Source organism: Streptomyces sp. SID14515, assembly GCF_010548505.1.
Taxonomy (GTDB): Bacteria; Actinomycetota; Actinomycetes; order Streptomycetales; family Streptomycetaceae; genus Streptomyces; species Streptomyces caviscabies.
In genome coordinates this window covers 182,139-200,542 of record NZ_JAAGMH010000144.1, presented here as the reverse complement: position 1 = coordinate 200,542, position 18,404 = coordinate 182,139, and the positions used below count along the sequence as shown (strand labels likewise).

At 69.5% G+C, this 18,404-nt stretch carries 18 protein-coding genes; 6 read left to right on the top strand and 12 right to left on the bottom strand.

The genetic code is table 11. From position 1 onward, the window contains the following. Positions 1–18: 18 nt before the first annotated feature. The gene (locus G3I54_RS35790) at positions 19–258 is read right to left on the bottom strand and encodes a DUF6269 family protein (protein ID WP_164620983.1); all 240 of its coding nucleotides are present in this window, start codon (positions 256–258) and stop codon (positions 19–21) included. A gap of 414 nt (positions 259–672) precedes the next feature. Here G3I54_RS35790 and G3I54_RS35785 point away from each other — a divergent pair, with 414 nt between their 5' ends. The 6 genes from G3I54_RS35785 to G3I54_RS35760 all read left to right on the top strand — a co-directional run bounded on the left by G3I54_RS35785 (position 673) and on the right by G3I54_RS35760 (position 5,088). Then, a complete protein-coding gene (locus G3I54_RS35785; RefSeq protein WP_164620981.1) occupies positions 673–984 on the top strand; it encodes a LysR family transcriptional regulator in 312 nt (103 codons plus the stop codon). Positions 985–1,066: 82 nt separating this feature from the next. Next, a complete protein-coding gene (locus G3I54_RS35780) occupies positions 1,067–1,318 on the top strand; it encodes an acyl carrier protein (RefSeq protein ID WP_164620979.1) in 252 nt (83 codons plus the stop codon). A 65-nt stretch (positions 1,319–1,383) separates the two neighbouring features. Continuing rightward, complete coding sequence (gene fabG / locus G3I54_RS35775; protein WP_164620977.1) at positions 1,384–2,130, top strand: 3-oxoacyl-[acyl-carrier-protein] reductase; 747 nt, start codon at positions 1,384–1,386, stop codon at positions 2,128–2,130. 34 nt (positions 2,131–2,164) lie between these two features. After that, complete coding sequence (locus tag G3I54_RS35770; protein WP_164620975.1) at positions 2,165–2,842, top strand: DsbA family protein; 678 nt, start codon at positions 2,165–2,167, stop codon at positions 2,840–2,842. After that, positions 2,839–3,045, top strand: coding sequence for an MbtH family protein (locus G3I54_RS35765; RefSeq protein WP_065489958.1), 207 nt, complete (start codon positions 2,839–2,841; stop codon positions 3,043–3,045). The genes G3I54_RS35770 and G3I54_RS35765 overlap by 4 nt, the downstream gene beginning before the upstream one ends. A gap of 90 nt (positions 3,046–3,135) precedes the next feature. Next, on the top strand, positions 3,136–5,088 hold the full coding sequence (locus G3I54_RS35760) for an AarF/UbiB family protein (protein ID WP_203687674.1): 1,953 nt from the start codon (positions 3,136–3,138) through the stop codon (positions 5,086–5,088). Between the two features lie 51 nt (positions 5,089–5,139). On the opposite strand, the gene G3I54_RS35755 is transcribed toward G3I54_RS35760, so the two are convergent. The 11 genes from G3I54_RS35755 to hppD all read right to left on the bottom strand — a co-directional run bounded on the left by G3I54_RS35755 (position 5,140) and on the right by hppD (position 18,288). Then, a complete protein-coding gene (locus G3I54_RS35755; protein WP_164620971.1) occupies positions 5,140–6,351 on the bottom strand; it encodes a cytochrome P450 in 1,212 nt (403 codons plus the stop codon). A gap of 43 nt (positions 6,352–6,394) precedes the next feature. Then, entirely contained in the window at positions 6,395–7,336 is a 942-nt protein-coding gene (locus G3I54_RS39900) for a hypothetical protein (RefSeq protein ID WP_239144734.1), read from the bottom strand. Continuing rightward, positions 7,333–8,436: a beta-ketoacyl synthase N-terminal-like domain-containing protein gene (locus G3I54_RS35740; RefSeq protein ID WP_164620969.1), complete on the bottom strand. Its 1,104-nt coding sequence runs from the start codon at positions 8,434–8,436 to the stop codon at positions 7,333–7,335. Before G3I54_RS35740 ends, G3I54_RS39900 begins: the two co-directional genes overlap by 4 nt. Further along, positions 8,433–9,443: a hypothetical protein gene (locus G3I54_RS35735; protein WP_164620967.1), complete on the bottom strand. Its 1,011-nt coding sequence runs from the start codon at positions 9,441–9,443 to the stop codon at positions 8,433–8,435. Before G3I54_RS35735 ends, G3I54_RS35740 begins: the two co-directional genes overlap by 4 nt. Positions 9,444–9,486: 43 nt before the next feature. Further along, positions 9,487–10,248 carry an alpha/beta hydrolase gene (locus G3I54_RS35730; RefSeq protein WP_164620965.1) on the bottom strand — a complete coding sequence of 254 codons (762 nt, stop codon included), beginning with the start codon at positions 10,246–10,248 and terminating at the stop codon, positions 9,487–9,489. Further along, positions 10,248–11,153, bottom strand: coding sequence for a beta-ketoacyl synthase N-terminal-like domain-containing protein (locus G3I54_RS35725; protein ID WP_164620962.1), 906 nt, complete (start codon positions 11,151–11,153; stop codon positions 10,248–10,250). The genes G3I54_RS35730 and G3I54_RS35725 overlap by 1 nt, the downstream gene beginning before the upstream one ends. Next, positions 11,150–12,280: a beta-ketoacyl synthase N-terminal-like domain-containing protein gene (locus G3I54_RS35720; protein ID WP_164620960.1), complete on the bottom strand. Its 1,131-nt coding sequence runs from the start codon at positions 12,278–12,280 to the stop codon at positions 11,150–11,152. The genes G3I54_RS35725 and G3I54_RS35720 overlap by 4 nt, the downstream gene beginning before the upstream one ends. Continuing rightward, complete coding sequence (locus tag G3I54_RS35715) at positions 12,277–13,527, bottom strand: beta-ketoacyl-[acyl-carrier-protein] synthase family protein (protein WP_164620957.1); 1,251 nt, start codon at positions 13,525–13,527, stop codon at positions 12,277–12,279. Before G3I54_RS35715 ends, G3I54_RS35720 begins: the two co-directional genes overlap by 4 nt. 185 nt (positions 13,528–13,712) lie before the next feature. Beyond that, on the bottom strand, positions 13,713–14,825 hold the full coding sequence (locus G3I54_RS35710) for a prephenate dehydrogenase (protein WP_164620955.1): 1,113 nt from the start codon (positions 14,823–14,825) through the stop codon (positions 13,713–13,715). Further along, positions 14,822–17,260, bottom strand: coding sequence for an aminotransferase class I/II-fold pyridoxal phosphate-dependent enzyme (locus tag G3I54_RS35705; protein WP_343240505.1), 2,439 nt, complete (start codon positions 17,258–17,260; stop codon positions 14,822–14,824). The genes G3I54_RS35710 and G3I54_RS35705 overlap by 4 nt, the downstream gene beginning before the upstream one ends. Beyond that, positions 17,257–18,288: a 4-hydroxyphenylpyruvate dioxygenase gene (hppD, locus tag G3I54_RS35700; protein WP_164620953.1), complete on the bottom strand. Its 1,032-nt coding sequence runs from the start codon at positions 18,286–18,288 to the stop codon at positions 17,257–17,259. The genes G3I54_RS35705 and hppD overlap by 4 nt, the downstream gene beginning before the upstream one ends. Between the last annotated feature and the right edge of the window lie 116 nt (positions 18,289–18,404).

The window sequence follows — 18,404 nt, the reverse complement described above, 5'->3', positions numbered from 1 at the left end:
GAGGGCTGGAGCCCACGATCAGCCGCAGCCTCCCGCGTGGCCCTCGTCCAGGGCATACAACGGGGCCGGGCTGTCGTAATCCTGCCCGCGCGCGATGATTTCGCTCAGCGCGTCTATGTAGTCCGCGAGCAGCACAGCCCAAGGGGTGGTGCTCGCCGGGAGCATATCCTCCTGTTCCTTCGAAAGCTTCTCCTCGATCTCCTCCAGGAATTCCAGCGGGTGAACAACCTGGGCAGGAGAATTCAGATCCTCGCGCATAATTCCTCCTCTGGTCCGGGCCGGGGCAATCCCGCATCGCCAGAGTCGGCCTCTCCCCTTGAGGAATTCCTGCGTCGTTCTCCCATCCTCCGTACAGCTCCCGGGCGGCCCGGTACAGGTTTCGTACAGACCCGCAGCCGGGCCGCGGTCCGCGCCCGCGTGACCTCGGCGCGGTTGCATGAAACTGCCAAGCCGCCGCCGAGCCCCGCCTGTCTCCCGAAAGGCCGCCTCCCCCTCCTCGTGGCCGTCCGCAACGGCTCACCGACGGGGACCGCCCGCCGGGCAGGTTCCTGCACCTTCCGTTGTCCCACTGCTCCAGATCGGTTGATATGGAGTGGAATTCATGTGCTTCCGGAGGTAGGGAACGGGCGGCGCCCGATCTCGCTTCTGTTCCACGGAGAGACAGGGGGAGTGATGCATGAGCGGGAGTTCCGGGCGTTTGTGTCCGTAGCCGATATCGGACGAATGGACCAGGCGGCGAAGGTGCTTGGATATTCGCAACCCGCCATCAGCTACCAGATCAAGTGCCTGGAACGGATACTGGGCGCCAAACTCTTCACCCGGGACTCCGCCGGGGCGAGACTCACCCGGGAAGGGCACATGGTTCTGCCGTCCGCCCGAGCCGTCCTCGCCCTGATCGACAGCATGAAAGGCGTCTGTGCACCGGTGTGCCCCGACGGGCCGCGGCCGGGCATGGCAGCTTTATGCAACGAGTCTTGTCGGTGAAGAGCTCCGTCTCATAGAAAGATCGCGACCGAGTCGGCCATTGTGGCTGAATTATCGGGATGACGAAGGAGCTGAATCAGCCATGACCGGTACGTACGACGAGCGTTTGGCGAAGATCCAGGAAATCATTGTCGACATCCTGGAACTCGAGGACGAGGAAGTCACCGAGACAAGTCTCTTCAGGGAGGAGCACGGGGCCGATTCGCTCCGCGCGATCGAGATCCTCGCTGCTCTGGAGAAGGAGTTCGGCATAGTCATCGACCAGGCGGAGCTCGCCAGAATGGTCCATCTCAAGGGCGTCTACGAAGTGGTGTCCGAGGCAGCCGGCTGGTAGTGGGCCATCGGCGCCGTGATGGGGCGGGACAGGCCCCTGCGTCCGGTGCACAGCGAGGGAGAGCAATGACAAGCACGGACAACCGGGTTGCCCTGGTCACGGGAGGCTCACGTGGCATCGGCAGGGCGACGGCGCTGCGGCTGGCACGGGACGGCTTCGACGTCGCCTTCTGCTACCAGGCCAACGACGAGGCCGCTCGTGAACTGGAGAAGGAGCTCACCGAGATCGGTGTTCGCGCGCTGGCCCGCAAGGCGGATGTGCGCGACAAGGAATCGGTACGGGCACTGGTCGCCGGGACCGAGGAACTGCTGGGGCCCATCGAGGTGGCCGTGACGGCGGCTGGAATCACCAGGGACAACCCTCTGGTGCTGATGACCGACGACGACTGGCACCAAGTGCTGGACGTCAATCTCGACGGCGTCTACAACCTCAATCGTGCCGTGGTGTTCCCGATGATGAAGCGGAAGGCGGGGTCGATCATCAACCTCTCTTCCGTCGCCGGGGTCTACGGAAACGCCGGCCAGGCGAACTACTCCGCTTCCAAAGCGGGGATCATCGGGTTCTCCCGTGCCCTCGCCAAGGAAGTGGGGCGCTACGGCATTCGCGTCAACGTGGTGGCGCCAGGATTCATTGACACCGACATGACCTCCGTTCTCAGCGGTCCCGTCAAGGACAAGGCTCTGGGGCAGATTCCGCTGGGGCGCCTGGGGCGTGCCGACGAGGTCGCCGACCTCGTCGGGTATCTCGCCTCCGACCGCGCCGGCTACGTCACGGGAAGCGTGATGCAGATCGACGGCGGCATCACTGTATAGCCGTGCCCGCACGGTGCATCTTCAGGAGGTTGTGATGGCTGTCAAGCCAACACGCTGGTACTTTTCGTTCCGCAGCCCGTACTCGTGGCTCGCCTTTCACGATCTGACCGAGCGGTACCCGGATGTCGCCGACGCCATCGAGTGGCGTCCGTACTGGGAGCCGGACGGGATCAGCAGTCGGCTCCTCGACGAGGAGGGTATCCAACTACCCTACGTTCCCATGTCGAAGGAGAAGCACCTCTACATTCTCCAGGACGTCAAGCGCCTGTCCACCGAGCGTGGGCTGCCCATCGCCTGGCCCGTCGACAGGGATCCCAACTGGGGGGTTCCCCACCTGGGCTACCTGGTGGCGGAGGAGGGGGGCCGCGGACGCGACTACATCAGAGCGGTCAGCGAGGCCCGCTGGGTGAAAGGGCACGACATCACGGACCGCAAGGTCATAGCCGCCCTCGCCGAGGGGCTGGACCTGGACCCGCTCCGGGTGGCGAACGCGGTCGATGACGAGTCGATCCGTATGCGCGGCCTCGGATTCCTCCGCGAAATGGACCGGGACGGAGTCTTCGGAGTTCCGTTCTTCATCCACCGGCGCGACAAGTTCTGGGGAATCGACCGGCTCCCCGGCTTCGTCGCGGCGGTCCGGGCCGCGAGTGCCGCCGCCTCCGCCGCCGATGCAATTTCCGCAACGACCCGCAGGGAAGGTACCCAAGAATGAGCAATCCGTTCGAGGACGACAACGCGAGCTACTACGTCCTGGTCAACGACGAACTGCAGCACTCCCTCTGGCCGGCCTTCGCCGAGGTCCCGGCCGGATGGACCACGGTGTTCGGTCAGGACACCCGTCAGGCGTGCCTCGACTACGTGGAGGCGAACTGGACCGACATGCGGCCCAAGAGCCTTGTCGAGGCCATGGGCTGACCATCCCGGCCACTGCGAAGCCCGGAGCCGTTGCCGGCTCCGGGCTCTCTTTCCGTTTCCTGACAGCTCCCAATGCAGTGAGGGATGTACATGATCGTGGGAATCGCTGTCCTCGTGGCGGCCAGTTTCGCGCTCTTCCTCGTGGTCTTTCCCGTGGTGGCGCGCCGACTGCTCGGCATCCAGGTGGGCATCACCCGGACCGTTCTGACGGGCGGCATAGCGATCGGGGGGATGTTCCTCGCCAGCACCCTCATCAGCACCCCCGAGCGACCGGTGGTGCTGATCGGCGTGCGGCTGGGCATCGCGCTGATTCTGGCCATGACCTTCCTCGTCGTGTCCGAGATGGTCATACCCAGCGCATCCAGCGGCGGCTGGATTCGTGCGATCCGCTCCCGGGTGGCCAGAGTCCGCAGATACTCACAGATCAGCGGCATCGCGCTGCGGCATGGACTGAGCCCGTACCTGCGCGGCCGCGAAGGCCGGCGGGGGAAGGGAGTCGCGCCGGGGAGCGCCCGGCTCGCCAAGCCGTTGCGACTGGCCCTGGAAGAGGGCGGTCCGACCTTCGTCAAGCTGGGACAGGTGCTGTCCACCCGGCACGATCTGCTGTCCCCGGGCTTCATCGCGGAGCTGAGCCGGCTCCAGTACCAGGTGCCTCCCGAGCACCCCGAACGCATCGCGGAGCAGTTGCACAAGGAGTTCGGCAGGCCACCGGAGGACGTCTTCGCGCACTTCGATCATGACTCTCTCGCCGCGGCCTCGATCGCCCAGGTCCATCTGGCCCGGCTGCACTCCGGCGAGAGCGTCGTGGTCAAAGTGCAGCGGCCGGGTGTGGGGCCGGGCGTCGAGCGGGATCTCGACATCATCAGCCGCATGGCCAGAATGCTGGACCGGCGTGCCCGTTGGGCCCGGGACCTCGGCATCATCGAACTGGCCGACGGGTTCGCCGCATCCGTGCGGGAAGAGCTCGACTTCCGGGTGGAGGCCCGCAACGTGGCCACGGTGCGGGCCGCCTGGGCGCGGCGCCCGACCGACACCGCAGTGATCATCCCGGACATCGTCGAAGAGCTGAGCGGTGAACACATATTGGTTCTGGAACAGTTGCCCGGTCTGCCCATCAGTGCCGGTGAAGCGGCGCTCGTCGGAACCGATGAGGAACGGGCGCACCTGGCGCGCTCGTTGCTCGGCAGCCTGCTCATGCAGGTCCTGATCGACGGCACGTTCCACGCCGACCCGCACCCCGGCAACATTCTCCTGCTCGACGACGGCCGGATAGGGCTGATCGACTTCGGTTCGGTCGGCCGTCTCGACGGCCAGGTGCAGTCCGCTCTGCGGCGCTTCCTCATGGCGGTGCACCACACGGACTCGGCGGCCCTGCGTGACGCGTTGCTGGATCTGATCAACCGGCCGGAGGAAGTCGACGAGCAAGGTCTGGAACGTGAGCTGGGCAGGTTCATGGCCCGTCACTTCAGCACCGGATCCGCCCCGGACGTACGCGTGTTCATCGATCTCTTCCGGCTGGTCTCCGTGCACGGTCTGGGCATCCCGCCCGAGGTGGCCGCCGTGTTCCGCGCGCTGGCGACGCTGGAGGGGACTTTGACCCGGCTGTCGCCCGGCTTCGACATGGTGGCGGAGTCGCGGTCGTGGGCGTCGGGCGACCGGAGCGGTGCGGGGATGGGCGGTTTCGCTTCCGTCGGCGCGCCCCTGGAGAGCGAGCTGTTCTCCGCACTGTCCGCGCTGCGACGGCTGCCGCGCCGGATCGATCGGGTCTCCAGCGCCCTGGAGGAGGGCCGCCTTTCGGTCAACGTCCGGGTGCTCGCCGACAGCCGTGACCGCCGCTACATCCGCACGCTGGTCCATGAAGTCCTGCTCACCCTCCTGGCGAGCACCGCCGGGCTGATGGCGGTGATCCTGATGCAGTCCGACGGGGGGCCGATGGTCACCGAGTCGATCCGGCTTTTCGAGGCCGTCGGATACCACCTGTTGATCGTCAGCGGTGTGCTGAGCCTGCGGATGCTCTTCACCTTCTTCCGGGCCCAGCGCTGATCGGCGCCGTACGGACGGGAGTTCCCATGACGGGGGCCGCCGCCGGCCGTCTCACCACGTGACGGGCAGGGACTCAAGCGGGCGGACGACCATGCTCTGCGTGTAGCGGAGGGCGGAGGGGTCCACCGCCGGCCGGGCGTCGGGGAACCGCTCGAAGAAGAGGCGTGCCGACACCTCCGTCATCAGCTTCGCCAGGTGCGCCCCCGAGCAGTAGTGGATGCCGTGGCCGAAGCTGAGGTGGGCGGGCTTGGGCCGCTTGAGATCCAGCGCGTCCGGCCGCTCCGGGAACGGGCACCGGTCCCGGTTGGTCGAGATCACCGAAATGATCACGACCTCGTCCGCGGGGATACGCACCCCGCCGAGTTCCACCGGCTCCAGGGTGACCCGTTGCAGGGTGTTGGTGATGGGGCTGACGTAGCGGATCAGCTCGTCCATCTCCGCCAGCCAGCGGCCGGGCGTGGCCAGCAGGTCGGCCCGCTCCTCGGGATGGACGAGGAGCGCCCGGAGTACTCCGCCCAGGAGGCTGGCGGTGGTGTCGTTACCGCCGGTCATCAGCGCGAAACTGGTGGAGAGGATCTCCGTACCGGTCAGCCGGCGGTCCGGCTCGGCGTGGATCAGGGCCGAGATCAGGTCGTCGCCGGGAGCGCGTTCCTTCTCGGCGATGAGCGCCGACATGTAGGAGGAGAGCTCCTTGACGATGCGGTCCGCCGCGGGATCGGTCGCCTCGACCGCGCGAAGGTGGGTCGACCAGCGCAGGAAGTCGGGCCAGTCCGTGGCCGGCACGCCCATCAGGGTGGCGATGACGATCACCGGGAGGGGATCGGCGTATGCGGCTATCAGATCGCCGCCCCCCTTCTCCGCCAGCCCGTCGAGGAGTTCGTTCGCGACGGCCTCGATCTGCGGACGCAGCGCGTCCGCTCGCCGGGGGGTGAACGCCGAACTGATCGCCTTGCGCAGCGGGGTGTGCCGAGGAGGTTCGAGGTTCGCCAGATGGTTGGCGTGCTCCGGCGGCGGCGTCACGGTGGTGCCGGTCAGCCGCGAGACCAGATCGAAGTGCACGTTGATGTCCCGGCTGAGCCGCGGGTCGGAGAGTGCCGCCTTGGCGTCCTCGTGCCGCGTGACCACCCAGGCACGGCCGCCCCCGGGCATCGAGAGCTCGCAGACCGGCTGTTCCTCCCGGACCCGCTCCAGAATCGGGTAAGGATTCTGGGTGAAGTCATCAGTGAGCATCCAGTACTTGGAGAGCTTCCGCTGTTCCGTCATGTCTTCCTCCCCGGCATCCGGGCGTCGGCCGCCGACGCGGCACTCAAGATGGGCGCAGATGGTCACCGGGCCGGAAGGCCATCACCATCTGTCCCACGGACATCGCCGGGCCCGCGGAGGTCCGGCTTTCGCCTTCGAAGATCACCGAGTCGCCGAGTGAACGCGTGAGCGTGATGCGATGCTCGACCAGGTCGCCAGGCAGCACCGGGCGGTGGAAGACCGCGTTCGCCACGGAGCCGAAGAGCATCACCTGTTCGCGGGCTTCCGGGGCCGCCGCCGATGCGAGCAGCCCCGCCGACTGGCCCCAGGACTCGACCAGCAGGGACGCCGGGTAGGCGAGATCCTGGCCCGGGCCGGACGCGGCGTACCAGGGTTCGTTGTGCGTGACCGCCTTCACCGCGGTGATCCGCTCACCGGGGCGCAGCGCTGTGATCCGGTCGACCAGGAGCATCGGATGCCTGTGCGGCAGGAGGCTCATCACCTCGGGCAGCCCGGCGTCCCCCCGCTCGGGTACGAGGATGGGCGTATCCCTCGTGGTCGGGGCGTCGGGCGGCGTGCCGACGCTCCGGTACCGCAGACGCATCGACGCGGCGTCGCCCCGTGCGGTGACCGCGGTGGCGGACACCTGCCAGCCGCCGTCGTGGCGCTGCCACTTGAGGCGGAACGTCAGGGTGTCGCCGGGGAACGCGGCACCGGTGAAGCGGGCGGAACGCACCGCCGACAGCTCGACCGGTTCCGGTGCCGTGGCCAGGGCGCTCCGGTGCGCGCACTCCACCACGCACACCCCGGGAAAGATGGGGAAGTCCGGGTAGTGGCCGGCGAACACCGGCTCGGCCGGCGAGACGGCGAACCGCGTCGTGGCGCTTCCGCCGTCGCTGCGCGGGGAGACGACGAGCAGACCGGCCGCGACCGGGCTGATCCCGTGAGCCGTCTCCCACGTGCTCTCCTGGTCCGGCAGCGCCGGAGGCAGCGGCAGACCGGTCATGACGCCGCCAGGCGCAGTACGGCGCAGGACAGCGAACCGTCCCGATCGACCGAGGTCGCCACGGCGGTCCGCCCGGCCGCCTCGGCGTTGCCGGCGGCGGTGGCCAGCACCATCGCGATCTGGAAGGCGCCCGAGGCCGCGGAGACGTCGCCCAGCGCGCCCAGGGCGGGTACCCGGTTCAGGGCGCGCTCGCCCACGATCGACCCGAGCACCTCGCGTTCGACCACCCCCGCCTCGCCGGGAGACTCGCTGCAACTGGCCGCCCACACGTCCTGCGCCGGGACGCCGGCGGCGTCGAGGGCCGAACGTACGCAGGCGTCGAGAGTCGCCCGCAGGCGTGCTCCCACCGCCACCCGGGACTCGACGGCCAGGATCTCCGCGAGCGCGGGGCGCTGCGGGCTGCACGCGTTCGCCGGCTGGATCAGCAGCATGGCGCAGCCCTCACCGAGATCGGGTCCTTCCGATCCGGGCTCCCTGCTGTGGTGCTCCAGCCAGTAGCGCGCCGAGGAGAATTCCTCGGCCGCGCCGCACAGCACCGACTCCGCGCGCCCGGAAGCCAGCAGCCGTGTCGCGTAGTTGACTGCCGCGAGGCTTGCGGTGCGGCCCCCGGCGAGTGTGGTGTTGGGGCCTCGGATGCCGTACCAGATCGCGCACTGGCCTGCCGCGCAGTTCATCACCGCGTTGGGCATCTGCGCCGGGTCGACGTCGAAGGGCCGGTTGCCCACCAGGGAGCTTCGGGTGAAGTCCATCATGCTGGCGACGCTGCCCGTGGTGGTGCCCAGCACCAGAGCGGCCCGGTCGCCCGTCTCGCGGTCCCGGTCGGCGTCGGGCTGCTCCAGCAGGCCTCCGACCGTGGTCACCGCGAGTCCGGTCACCCGGTCCATGGAACGGGTGCCCTTCTTTCCGAGCGCCGCGCGCACCTCGAAGGCCGGAACCAGGTGGGCGTCGCCCGGGGGAACCCGCCAACGCTCGGTGTCCACCGGCGCGGAGGTCGGCCGGCCGGCGAGGAGCCCGGCGGTGAGCGCCTCGGCGCCCACGCCGTACGGAGACACCGCCGACCATGCGGAGATCACCGGACGGGACGCGGTGGCGGTGCTCATGCGTCCACCGCCTTCGGGCTGCTCAGCGCGGCGACGGTCGCCTCGTCGAGGGTGGCCATCGACCACTCGTTGGGGGCGTGCTCGGTGAGATAGCCGTGGGTGATGGAGCCCGTGACGGTGCGGACCAGCCGCCCGTCCCGGATGACGTATCCATCCATACGAGCCGTGTAGAGAAGGTTCTTGAACACGTTCTCGATGGTGTAGACCGTGTACAGCTCCTCCTCCATCAGGGTCTCGTCGAGCAGCCGGAGGTCGGACTGGGTGACGACGGGAATCCAGTTCCGGGTGTCCAGCACCTCCTTGATGGCCAGTCCCCGCGAGGCGAGGAAGAGGTCCTCGGCCTCTTCCATCACCCGCAGGAAGCCCGACATCTGCACGCGGTCGTTGAAGTGGCAGTAGAAGTAGGGCATGCGCCAGCGCCAGCCGAACGCGTTGTCCTCACCGATCAATTCGTCCAGGACCGGGTCCGTGCCGATGACGCCGCGGCCCTCGGAGAGCGTCCCGTACGGGCGCGGGGTCGCGGCGAGCTCGATCCGGTCCCCGGTGCCCAGACGGCGTACCGTGAACGGTTCGAGGCCGGCGGGGTACGGCTCGGCGGCGCTGATGTGATCATCTATCCGCAGCAGTACCCGCACCGTGGACGTGGCGCACTTGATCCGCTCCCCGTCCCGCATGACGAACTGCGCCACCTTGAAGGTGAACGCGCCGGCTCCCTGCTTCGTCGCCGGGGTGACCTCCGCCTCCACCTCGTCGTCGACATCGAGCAGCGCGCCGAGCCGGGAACGCAGCTCCACGACCTCGAATCCCAGGCCGAAGCGCTTGTACATCGAGCCGACGGACAGCCCCGCCTCGCGGAAGTGATGCAGAACCGCGGCTTCCGAGACGTAGTTGATGTGCTTGAAGCCGATAGCGAAACTGATGTTGTTGCCTTCGAACACCGGGCGCAGCCGTGCCACGCTCGGAGTGTTCAGCAGTGCCGCAACAGCGGGATCGAGCACGGGGCTCATCGCTGTCTCCCTTCATGTCGGTGTGGTTCGGATCGTTCGGTTCTCATGCGTACGTCGGTGACGCGGGCCCGTACCCGGCCGCGGTGCGGTCGAGGAACTCCTGGACGGAGCCGGTGAACCAGCGGGGATGCTCCAGCATCGGGAAGTGGCCGCCCTCGGGCAGGACGAGCGCTTCACCCGCGGCCAGGTCGGCGGCCAGCAGCCGGGCCTCGCCGACGGGAGCGGTGGCATCACCCTCGGCACCGATCACCAGACCGGGCACGGTGATCAGATCAGGGCGCAGCCGGGGCGAGTTGAGGTAGGCGTCGAAGAAGCGCAGCCAGCCGTAGGGGCCGATCCACTCGCAGAGCCTGCGCGCCATGTCGGCGCGGAGATCCGGGTCGATGGGCCGGTCGCCCGACTGCAGGCGGATGCCCTCCGACATGGTCTCGGGGAAGTTGGCCAGCAGCGGAGCGATCATGTTCCAGTGGAAGTCGTCCGGATCCCGCCGGTAGAACGGCGTGACCAGGACGATGCCCGAGAGGCCGGCCGGCTCGCCGCTCAGCGCCCTGCGGCCCAGCAGCTCCAGGAGGGGCAGCACCGTGAACGAGTGGGCGACCACCACATCGGGGCCGCCGGGCACGGCGGAGATGACCTCCTCGACACGGCTCGCCGAGTCGGTCTCGTAACGCCACGCGTCGATGCCATCGCTGCGCCAGGGCAGGTCCGGGGCGTGCACCCGTACGTCGTCGCGCCAGTGGTCCTGGAGGCGGGACCAGATCGCGCCGTTGTTGCCCAGCCCGTGCAGCAGCAGGATCTGCTTCATCAGGAGCGGCCGCCCGGCAGGAGGACGAGCCCGGCGGAGGGCACGTCGGAGCCGCCGAGCAGCGCGTACGTCGGCTCGGTACCGCCCTGTGCCAGCCATGCGGATGCCGCGGCGCACTGGAGGACGCCCAGCGCGCCGGATGCCTCGCCCCAGCCCCGCAGACCGAGACGGGCCGCGCCCGGGGGGACCGGGGCCGGATCGTCGGACAGCCAGACTCCGCCGCCCGGGGCCGCCGCGGTCAGGCTCTCCGCGCACGCGGCGAGCCCCGCGGTGCGGACCTGCGGGCCGATCAGGGCATGGGCCCGGCTCCCGGCCGCACGGCTCACCACGAGCCCCGCGCCGCCGTCCACGACCGGGCCGCCCATGAGCGCCCGGGTCACCTCGTTGTCCGGCTCCACGCCCACCACCAGCATGTGGTCGGCGCGGCCCGAACGCACGGTCAGAGCGGCCCAGCGAACGGCGTCCAGACCGGAGGTGACGCCGTTGCACACCGTCAGGTTCGGGCCCCGCAGGTCGAAGCGGATGGCGATCTCGGAGGCGGTGATGTTGCTGGACGCGTTCGGGGTGTCCATCGGACTCAGCCCCCGGGTGCCCTCCTTGGCGATGGTCTCGACCGCCCGGCAGACCGTGTCGGCGTTGCCCAGATTGGTGCTCACGACCACGCCGACCCGCTCACCCGGAGCGGTGAGCCGCCCGGTGGCGTCCAGCAGTCCGGCATCGGTCAGCGCGGACACGCTCAGGCACAGGCCGAGCTGAGTGGCCCGGTCCTTGTAGCGCAACCCCTTCTTGCCGATCAGCGCGGCCGGGTCGACCGGAGCCGCGCCGGGGACGGGCGGTGCGAGCAGCCCCTCAGACGCCGTGACGCCGGGCAGTGCCACGCCGACGCCGGTGATCGCCGCACTCATGCCGCACCTGCCACGATCGCCACGGCGTTGACCCCGCCGAACCCGAAACCGTTCACCTGGGCGACCTGCACGGGCCGGTGAAGCGGGGTGTCACGGACCAGGTGCAGCTCCTTCGCCTCCGGCAGCGGCTCGTTCAGCCCGCCGATCGGAGGGATCTTGCCGCTCGTGATGCTCTGTGCGGCCACCAGCAGGCTCATCAGCCCCGCCGAGCCGGAGGTGTGACCGGTCCCCGACTTGATACCGGTCAGGGCGGGCCGGGCGGCGCCGAAGACGTCGGCGATCACCTCGGCCTCCATGAGGTCGTTGACGGGGGTTCCCGTGCCGTGCATCAGCACCAGGTCGATCTCCTGCGGGGTCGCACCGGCCGCCGTGTGGGCCTGCCGGACCGATGCCGTGATGCCCTCCCGGTCCGGTGCGGTGGGATGGCGGGCGTCGCAGTTGACGGCCACCGACCGCAGCCAGCCGCGTGCCGGGCGCCCCGGTGCCGGGTTGCGGCTCAGCACGATGGCGGCAGCCCCCTCACCGAGGATGGTGCCCTGGCGCTCGCGGTCGAACGGGCGCACCGAGGGCGGCGGGTCGAACTGCACCCGGTCGGCCTGGCCGAACATGGACTCGGTCACCGTGTCGCAGCCGGCCACGACGACCGTGTCCGCCTCGCCCTGCTCCAGCAGGTCCCAGCCGAGGGCCAGCGCGTACAGCGAGGCCGAGCAGGCGTTGGCGAACGTATGGCTGTCCACGGTCCCGAACCGCTCCCGCAGCGCGGGACCGAAGTCCAGGCCGGTGACGTCGAAGGGCACACCGTCGCGCCACCACAGCTCCAGCGAACGGTGTTCGCGCAGCCCGGTGCCCACCAGCACCGGAACGCCGCTCAGATCCTCGCCGAGACCGGCGTCGGCGGCGGCCTGCCTGACGGCCTCGACGAGGAAGCGCGAGGCGCGGCCCGGCTCGTCCTCCCCCTCGGCGGTTCTGTCGTCGATCTCGAAGAGCTGCTGGGCGTGGAACCGCTGCCGGTCGAAGGCGCGCAGGGGACCGAGTCCGGTGCGGCCCTCGCACAGGCCGTCGAAGATCTCTTCCGGTGTCCGGCCGATGCTGGCCACCGCGCCCAGCCCGGTGATGGGGAAACTCATGCGGCAGTCTCCTCGTACTTGCCGAGGATGACGATGGCGTTGTTGCCGCCGAACGCCAGGCCGTTGTTCTGCACGATGCGCAGGTCCGCTTCGACGGCGTGGTTGGGCACGCAGTCGATCTCGCACTCCGGATCCGTCTCGGTGTGGTTGATGGTCGGCGGGACGAAGCCGTGGGTGATGGCGAGACCGCTGGCGATGGCTCCGAGCGCGCTCGCGGCGCCCATGGTGTGGCCGAGCATCGACTTCAGCGAGATCGTGCGCGGCGGCGCGGACCCGAACACGTCGCGGATGGCCCGGGCCTCGGTGATGTCGTTGGCCTTGGTGCCGGTGCCGTGGGCCGAGATGAGATCGACCTCCTCCGGCTTCACCCCTGCGTTCTCCAGGGCGATGCTCATGCAGGCGGCCACACTGTCGCCGTTGGGCGCGACCTGGTGGTACGCGTCGCAGTTCAGGCCGTAACCGAGCACCTCGGCGTAGATCGTGGCACCGCGGGCGAGGGCGGATTCCAGGGTCTCCAGGACCAGGACGCCGGCGCCCTCGCCGGTGAGGATGCCCTTGCGGTCGACGTCGAAGGGCTGGCAGTACTCGGGGGCGATGGTGCCGAGGCGGTAGAAGCCGGTGAAGGTCTTGCGGCACATGGCGTCGGCGCCGCCGCACAGAGCGAACTCCACCTCGCCGGAGCTCACCGCGTCGAACCCGTACCCGATGGCGTAGTTGCCCGCGGAACAGGCCGTCGCGATGGTCTGGGCCTCGACGTTGGTGAGTTCCAGCTCCTGGGCGATGGCTGTCGAGAGCCGGACCGGGGAGACCCTGCGGACGACTTCCGGGTCCATCCGTTCGGGGCCGTCGGCGAGTTCGACCGCCACGAGCTGGTCGAGTTCGTACGATTCGCCGTCGGTCGTGCCCACCGAGATCAGTCCGCGGCGGTCGGCGAGTGCGACGGGATCGAGGCCGGCGTCCTGCAGCGCCATCCGGGCCGCGCCCACCGCGAAGCGGCTGGCGCGGCCGAGGCTCTGCAAGGGGGTGTTGGTGATCCACTGCTCGGGATCGAACGACGCGACTTCACACCCGTTGCTGTGGGCGAAACCTTCGACATCGAAAATCGAGATCGGCTTCGCCCCGCTGCGCCCTGCCTTGAGACTCTCCGTGAATTCGACGGCACCGATACCGATACTGGACACCACGCCGAATCCGGTGAGCACCACGCGGTGCCGTTCCGGCGTATTACCGGGAAGCGCTGGAGACATACCTGTCCTTCGGTCTGATCGCCTCGATAGGAGGAATTCCGGCACAGGGGCCACCCTCGGATTGCAGGCGGTTTGGTCAGTGGGGTGAGATCGATCGGTTCCGAACCTGCGCCTTAAACCCTGGCTGTGGTGGGGAACCGGCTCAAGAGAAGGTGCAGCAAGCTGCCATGTGAATACCGTTCGGCTCAGTGGCGGTCGGTGACCAGAACATCCGCATCCGGCAGGGCCCATCCCTCGACGCTCAGGAGCCGGGAAAGACCGGGAGCGGCCTGCTGGTCGACGAAGATCTCGATCAGCCCGCGCGGCTGCTCCGGCGCGTGATCGATGCGCACGTCCTCGATGTTGACGCCTGCCTTTCCGACGGCGCTGAACAGCCGGGCCAGCGCACCGGGCCGGTCGGGCATGATCACCGGGACCGACACCACTCCTCTCGGCGGTGCACCCGGCCAGTGCGCCACCCGCGCCTGACCCTCGTTACCGCGTTCGAGGAGGTCGTCCAGGCCGGCCGCGGCACGGCCGCGCACCTCATGGTCCGGGCTGCGCAGTCCGCGCAGCGCACCCACCGCCTCGCCGAGATCGGCCGCGTACGCGTCCAGGACGTCCGCCACGGCATCGGCGTTGGCTTCCAGCACGTCCCGCCAGAACTCCGGGTCACCCGCGGCGACCCGGGTCACATGCCGCAGTCCGTGGCCGGAGAGCCGGACGCTGTTGTCCGGTACGTCCACCAGCCTGGCCGCCATGAGCGTGGCGATCAGGTGCGGGGCGTGCGTGGTGAGGGCGACCGCGAGGTCGTGCCGCTCGGTGTCCATGATGACCGGCACCCCTTCGCACAGGGCGACGAGTTCCAGGACTCGGTTGAGCACGCTCCGGTCGGAGGCCTCCGACGGGGTGAGCACCCACCAACGGCCTTCGAACAGGTCGGGTCTCGCGGCCAGCGGGCTGGGCCGTCCTTCGCTCGCCAGGGGATGGCCGCCGACGTAGGTGACCGGATCCGCTCCGGCGGCGAGGATCTCGTCGCGCGGCAGCCCCTTGACGCTCGCGATATCGGTGTAGGCATGGGCTGTTCGGGCGCGCTGGACGCGTGTCAGGAGCGAGGCGACCTGGGTGGGCGGCACCGAGAGCACCGCGAGGTCCACCGGCTCCCGGGGCTCTTCGAGGGTTCCCGCGCCCATCGCCTCGGCGGTTCTGGCCGCGGTGGTGTCCTCGTCGTCCAGGTGGACCTTCACGCCGCGTCGGGTCAGAGCGAGCGCGATGGACGTCCCGATCAGCCCGGTTCCGATGACCTTGACGGTCCTCATCTCTCGCGCCCCGTCTCCGACTCGATGAAGCGCGCCAGCCGCGCGATCCCCTCCTCGATCTCGCTGTGCGAGAGGTAGCTGAAGGAGAGCCGGATGGCATGGTCGCCACCACCGTGCGGATAGAAGTACGCCATGGGCGTCCAGATGACGCCGTACTCCCGGGCGGAACGCAGCAGCGCCGCGTCGTCCACGGCGAACGGGACGCGGACGGTGAGGAAGAATCCGCCGCTGGGCTCGTTCCAGCTCACCCCCGACGCGTCCCGATCGGCCTCGGGGAAGCGGCGTTCGAGCTGCTTGAGAGTGACCCGCAGCGCGTCACCGTAGTGTGCGGCGGGACCGGTGTTCAGCTCCGAGATCCGGCCGTCGGACGCCAGCAGCATGCCGGCGAGCGCAGCCTGGCTCAGCGGGGGAGTGTTCACCGTCACCATGCTCTTGATCTTGGCCAGTTCGTCCGCGAGCAGGCCGGTGGCTCCGGCGTCGTCGCGGACCCGCTGGTCCGCGATCACGAAGCCGATGCGCGCGCCCGGGAAGACCGTCTTGGAGTAGGAGCCGAGATGCACGACGTGCTGCCCGCGGTCCAGCGACTTGAGCGTCGGGAGTTGCTCGCCGTCGCTGACCAGCCGGTACGGACTGTCCTCCAGGATGATCAGGCCGTACCGCGCGGCCAGTTCCAGCAGCTCGGTACGGCGCTGCGCGGACAGGGTGTTCCCGGACGGGTTCGAGTGGTCGGGCACCAGGTAGAAGGCCCGCGGCCGACGTCCCCCGGCCAGCTCGTCCCGGACCGCCGCCTCCACATCGGCGACCGACAGCCCGTCCTCCCGCTCCGCGACTTCCCTCAGCGGGATGTCGAGCAGCTCGGCGGCGCCCGTGATCCCCACGTAGCAGGGGCTCGCGACCAGAAGCACGTCCCGCGGTTGTGCGAACAGCGCACGCAGGGAGAGCAGCATGGCCTCCTGGGCTCCGACCGTGACCACGATCGAGGCGGGCGGGACGTCGATCCCCTCGTCCTTGCGGAGGGAGTCGGCGATCAGGTCGCGGATCAGACCGGCGGTGGGGCCGTACTGATAGACGGCGGTGCGGATGCCGTCGTCGCTGACCCCGCTCTCCCGCAAGTGGTCCAGATAGCGGCGGATGTGTGTGAAGACGTCCTCGGTCTCGAAGAACCCCTCGTACGGGCGGCCCGGGGCGAAGGAGACCGCGTCGGGAAAGCGCCCGGTGATCTCGTTGAGGAAGTTCATCGTGTCCAGCACCGGGGCGGAGACGCTGCGGTGCAGCTCCTCCTTCCGCAGGCCGGTGACGGGGGACCGCCGGGGCTCCGGGGCCGGCGCCGGAGCCCGGAGCCGGACGGAAGGGGCGGTGGGCCCGTCCAGGAGCGAGGGTCCGGCGTCGGCTGCCGAGGCCGTGCCGGTGAGCACCAGCGCGTCGGCCAGTTCCTCGACGAGGATGTCGAGCACCTGCGAGACGCCCCGCTCGCCGTCGACCGCCAGACCGTGCAGCACCGGCCGGCCCAGCAGGACCGCGTCGGCGCCCAGGGCGAGAGCGGCCAGGGCATCCGTACCACGGCGGATGCCGCCGTCCACAAGCACCGGGCAGCGGCCCGCCACCGAGGACGAGATCTCGCCGAGCGCCTCCAGCGTCGCCTGCCCGCCGTCCAGTTGCCGACCCCCGTGATTGGAGACGATGACGCCGTCGACGCCCGCCTCCACGGCGCGTACCGCGTCGTCGGACGTCATGATCCCCTTGAGGAGGATCGGCAGCGTGCTGACCGACCGGAGCCAGGACACCACGGACCAGTCCAGCGCGGGGTCGATCTCGGCGCGACCGTGGGCGGCGGGGGAGGAGTAGTCGGCGTCCGGAAGGTTGACGGGCACGATGCCCGGCGGCAGCCGGAAGTCGTTGCGCAGATCACGCAGGCGCCGGCCGAGCCGGGGAGTGTCGACGGTGAGGACCAGGGCTTCGAAGCCGGCGTTCTCCGCCCGTTCGATGAGGTGTCGGGTCGTGGTCCGGTCGCGGAAGCAGTAGACCTGCAGCCACAGCGGCGATGAGGCGGCCTGGGCAAGTTCCTCGAAAGCCCGTCCGGCGAAGGTACTCACGACGGTCGGCAGGCCCGCCGAGCCCGCCGCCCGTACGGTGGCGAGCTCCCCCTCGGGGCGGACGAGCGTGTGGTAGGCCATCGGCGCGATGCCCAGAGGCGCCGCCCAGCGACGACCGAGCACCGTAGTGGAGGCATCGGCGCGAGCGACCCCGGACAGTACCCGGGGGCGCAACCGCACCCGGTCGAAGGCCCGGACGTTGGAGGCCAGGGTCCGCTCCTCGCCGGCCCCGCCCTGGATGAAGTCCCAGACGTCCGGGTCCACCGCGGTCCGTGCCAGCTCGGCGTAGTCGTCGAGGGTCAGCGCGGGCTTCGCCGTCAGCCGCAGCCCGGAGATCGTCACGAGGCGAGTTCCCGGGCGCGCTCCACGGCCTCGTACAGCGCCCGGATGTTGGCGCTGCCGAAGCCCTGCGCGCCCTGGCGCTGGATGAGCTCGAAGAACAGCGTGCGCCGTTCGAAGGGGGAGCGGCTGAACAGCTGCAGCAGGTGGCCCCACTCGTCCAGGTCGGCCAGGACGTTCGCCTTGCGCAGGCCCGCGATCTCCGCCTCAAGGCTCGGGATGCGCTCCGCGAGAGCGTCGTAGTAGGTGCCGGGCGTCTGCAGGAACTCGATGCCGCGGTGCTGGAACTCGAGGACCGAGGGGATGATCTCGTCGACCAGGAAGGCGAGATGCTGGACACCGCCGCCGCCGTTGCGGTTCAGGAACTCGTCGATCTGGCCCGACTTCTTGGTGGTGTCCGGCTCGATGATGGTGAAGGTGATGTCGTCGGAGGGGCTGCGCACCACGATCGAGTCCATCGCCTGCTCGCCGACGGTCACGTACTCGCTGTAGAACTGGGTGAAGCCGAAGCCCTCGATGTAGAAGCGGACGACGTCGTGCAGGGTGCCCGCGTCGAGGCACACCGCGACATGGTCGAGCTTGCGGAGCACCGGCGTCGACGGGTCCGCGACCGCGGGCGGGGCCGGCACCGTCCACTCCCGGTCGGCCGGGAACGCCGGGGCGCCGCCCGCGGGGCGCTGGACGAGCGTGTGACGGACCACGCCGAATCCGGAGACGACCGGTGCCCCCGTTGTGCTTTGGCTCAGCAGCGTGGCGCCGGCCGCGAGCGCGCTGTCGCGGGCGCCGATGGCGTCCTCGCAGGCGAACGCGATGTCCGCGACACCGTCACCGTGCAGCGTGAGGAAGTCATCGGTGTCGGGCCCCGACGTGACGACCAGCTGTACGCCACCCTGGCGCAGCAGCGCCGAATCCCTGCCGGCCGTCCTCGACCGGGCCACCTCCGTGAACCCGAACGAGGAGACGAAGTAGTCGATGGTGCACTTCCGGTCGCTCGCATAGATCTCTATGTATTCGACATCGTACGCGGTCATGGCGCTCCCCTGTCAGGAATTCTTGGGTCCGGCTTCGATGAGGCTTTACGGCGACGTGTTTCGGGCCCCGCAGGCATATCGCGCAGCCATTCCTGTGGGCGGGTCGAAGTTCGCAC

Bases quoted from the DNA above. Each gene is read 5' to 3' on its own strand.
- G3I54_RS35790 (WP_164620983.1), bottom strand. From the start codon at position 258: ATGCGCGAGGATCTGAATTCTCCTGCCCAGGTTGTTCACCCGCTGGAA.
- G3I54_RS35785 (WP_164620981.1), top strand. From the start codon at position 673: ATGCATGAGCGGGAGTTCCGGGCGTTTGTGTCCGTAGCCGATATCGGA.
- G3I54_RS35780 (WP_164620979.1), top strand. From the start codon at position 1,067: ATGACCGGTACGTACGACGAGCGTTTGGCGAAGATCCAGGAAATCATT.
- fabG (WP_164620977.1), top strand. From the start codon at position 1,384: ATGACAAGCACGGACAACCGGGTTGCCCTGGTCACGGGAGGCTCACGT.
- G3I54_RS35770 (WP_164620975.1), top strand. From the start codon at position 2,165: ATGGCTGTCAAGCCAACACGCTGGTACTTTTCGTTCCGCAGCCCGTAC.
- G3I54_RS35765 (WP_065489958.1), top strand. From the start codon at position 2,839: ATGAGCAATCCGTTCGAGGACGACAACGCGAGCTACTACGTCCTGGTC.
- G3I54_RS35760 (WP_203687674.1), top strand. From the start codon at position 3,136: ATGATCGTGGGAATCGCTGTCCTCGTGGCGGCCAGTTTCGCGCTCTTC.
- G3I54_RS35755 (WP_164620971.1), bottom strand. From the start codon at position 6,351: ATGACGGAACAGCGGAAGCTCTCCAAGTACTGGATGCTCACTGATGAC.
- G3I54_RS39900 (WP_239144734.1), bottom strand. From the start codon at position 7,336: ATGACCGGTCTGCCGCTGCCTCCGGCGCTGCCGGACCAGGAGAGCACG.
- G3I54_RS35740 (WP_164620969.1), bottom strand. From the start codon at position 8,436: ATGAGCACCGCCACCGCGTCCCGTCCGGTGATCTCCGCATGGTCGGCG.
- G3I54_RS35735 (WP_164620967.1), bottom strand. From the start codon at position 9,443: ATGAGCCCCGTGCTCGATCCCGCTGTTGCGGCACTGCTGAACACTCCG.
- G3I54_RS35730 (WP_164620965.1), bottom strand. From the start codon at position 10,248: ATGAAGCAGATCCTGCTGCTGCACGGGCTGGGCAACAACGGCGCGATC.
- G3I54_RS35725 (WP_164620962.1), bottom strand. From the start codon at position 11,153: ATGAGTGCGGCGATCACCGGCGTCGGCGTGGCACTGCCCGGCGTCACG.
- G3I54_RS35720 (WP_164620960.1), bottom strand. From the start codon at position 12,280: ATGAGTTTCCCCATCACCGGGCTGGGCGCGGTGGCCAGCATCGGCCGG.
- G3I54_RS35715 (WP_164620957.1), bottom strand. From the start codon at position 13,527: ATGTCTCCAGCGCTTCCCGGTAATACGCCGGAACGGCACCGCGTGGTG.
- G3I54_RS35710 (WP_164620955.1), bottom strand. From the start codon at position 14,825: ATGAGGACCGTCAAGGTCATCGGAACCGGGCTGATCGGGACGTCCATC.
- hppD (WP_164620953.1), bottom strand. From the start codon at position 18,288: ATGACCGCGTACGATGTCGAATACATAGAGATCTATGCGAGCGACCGG.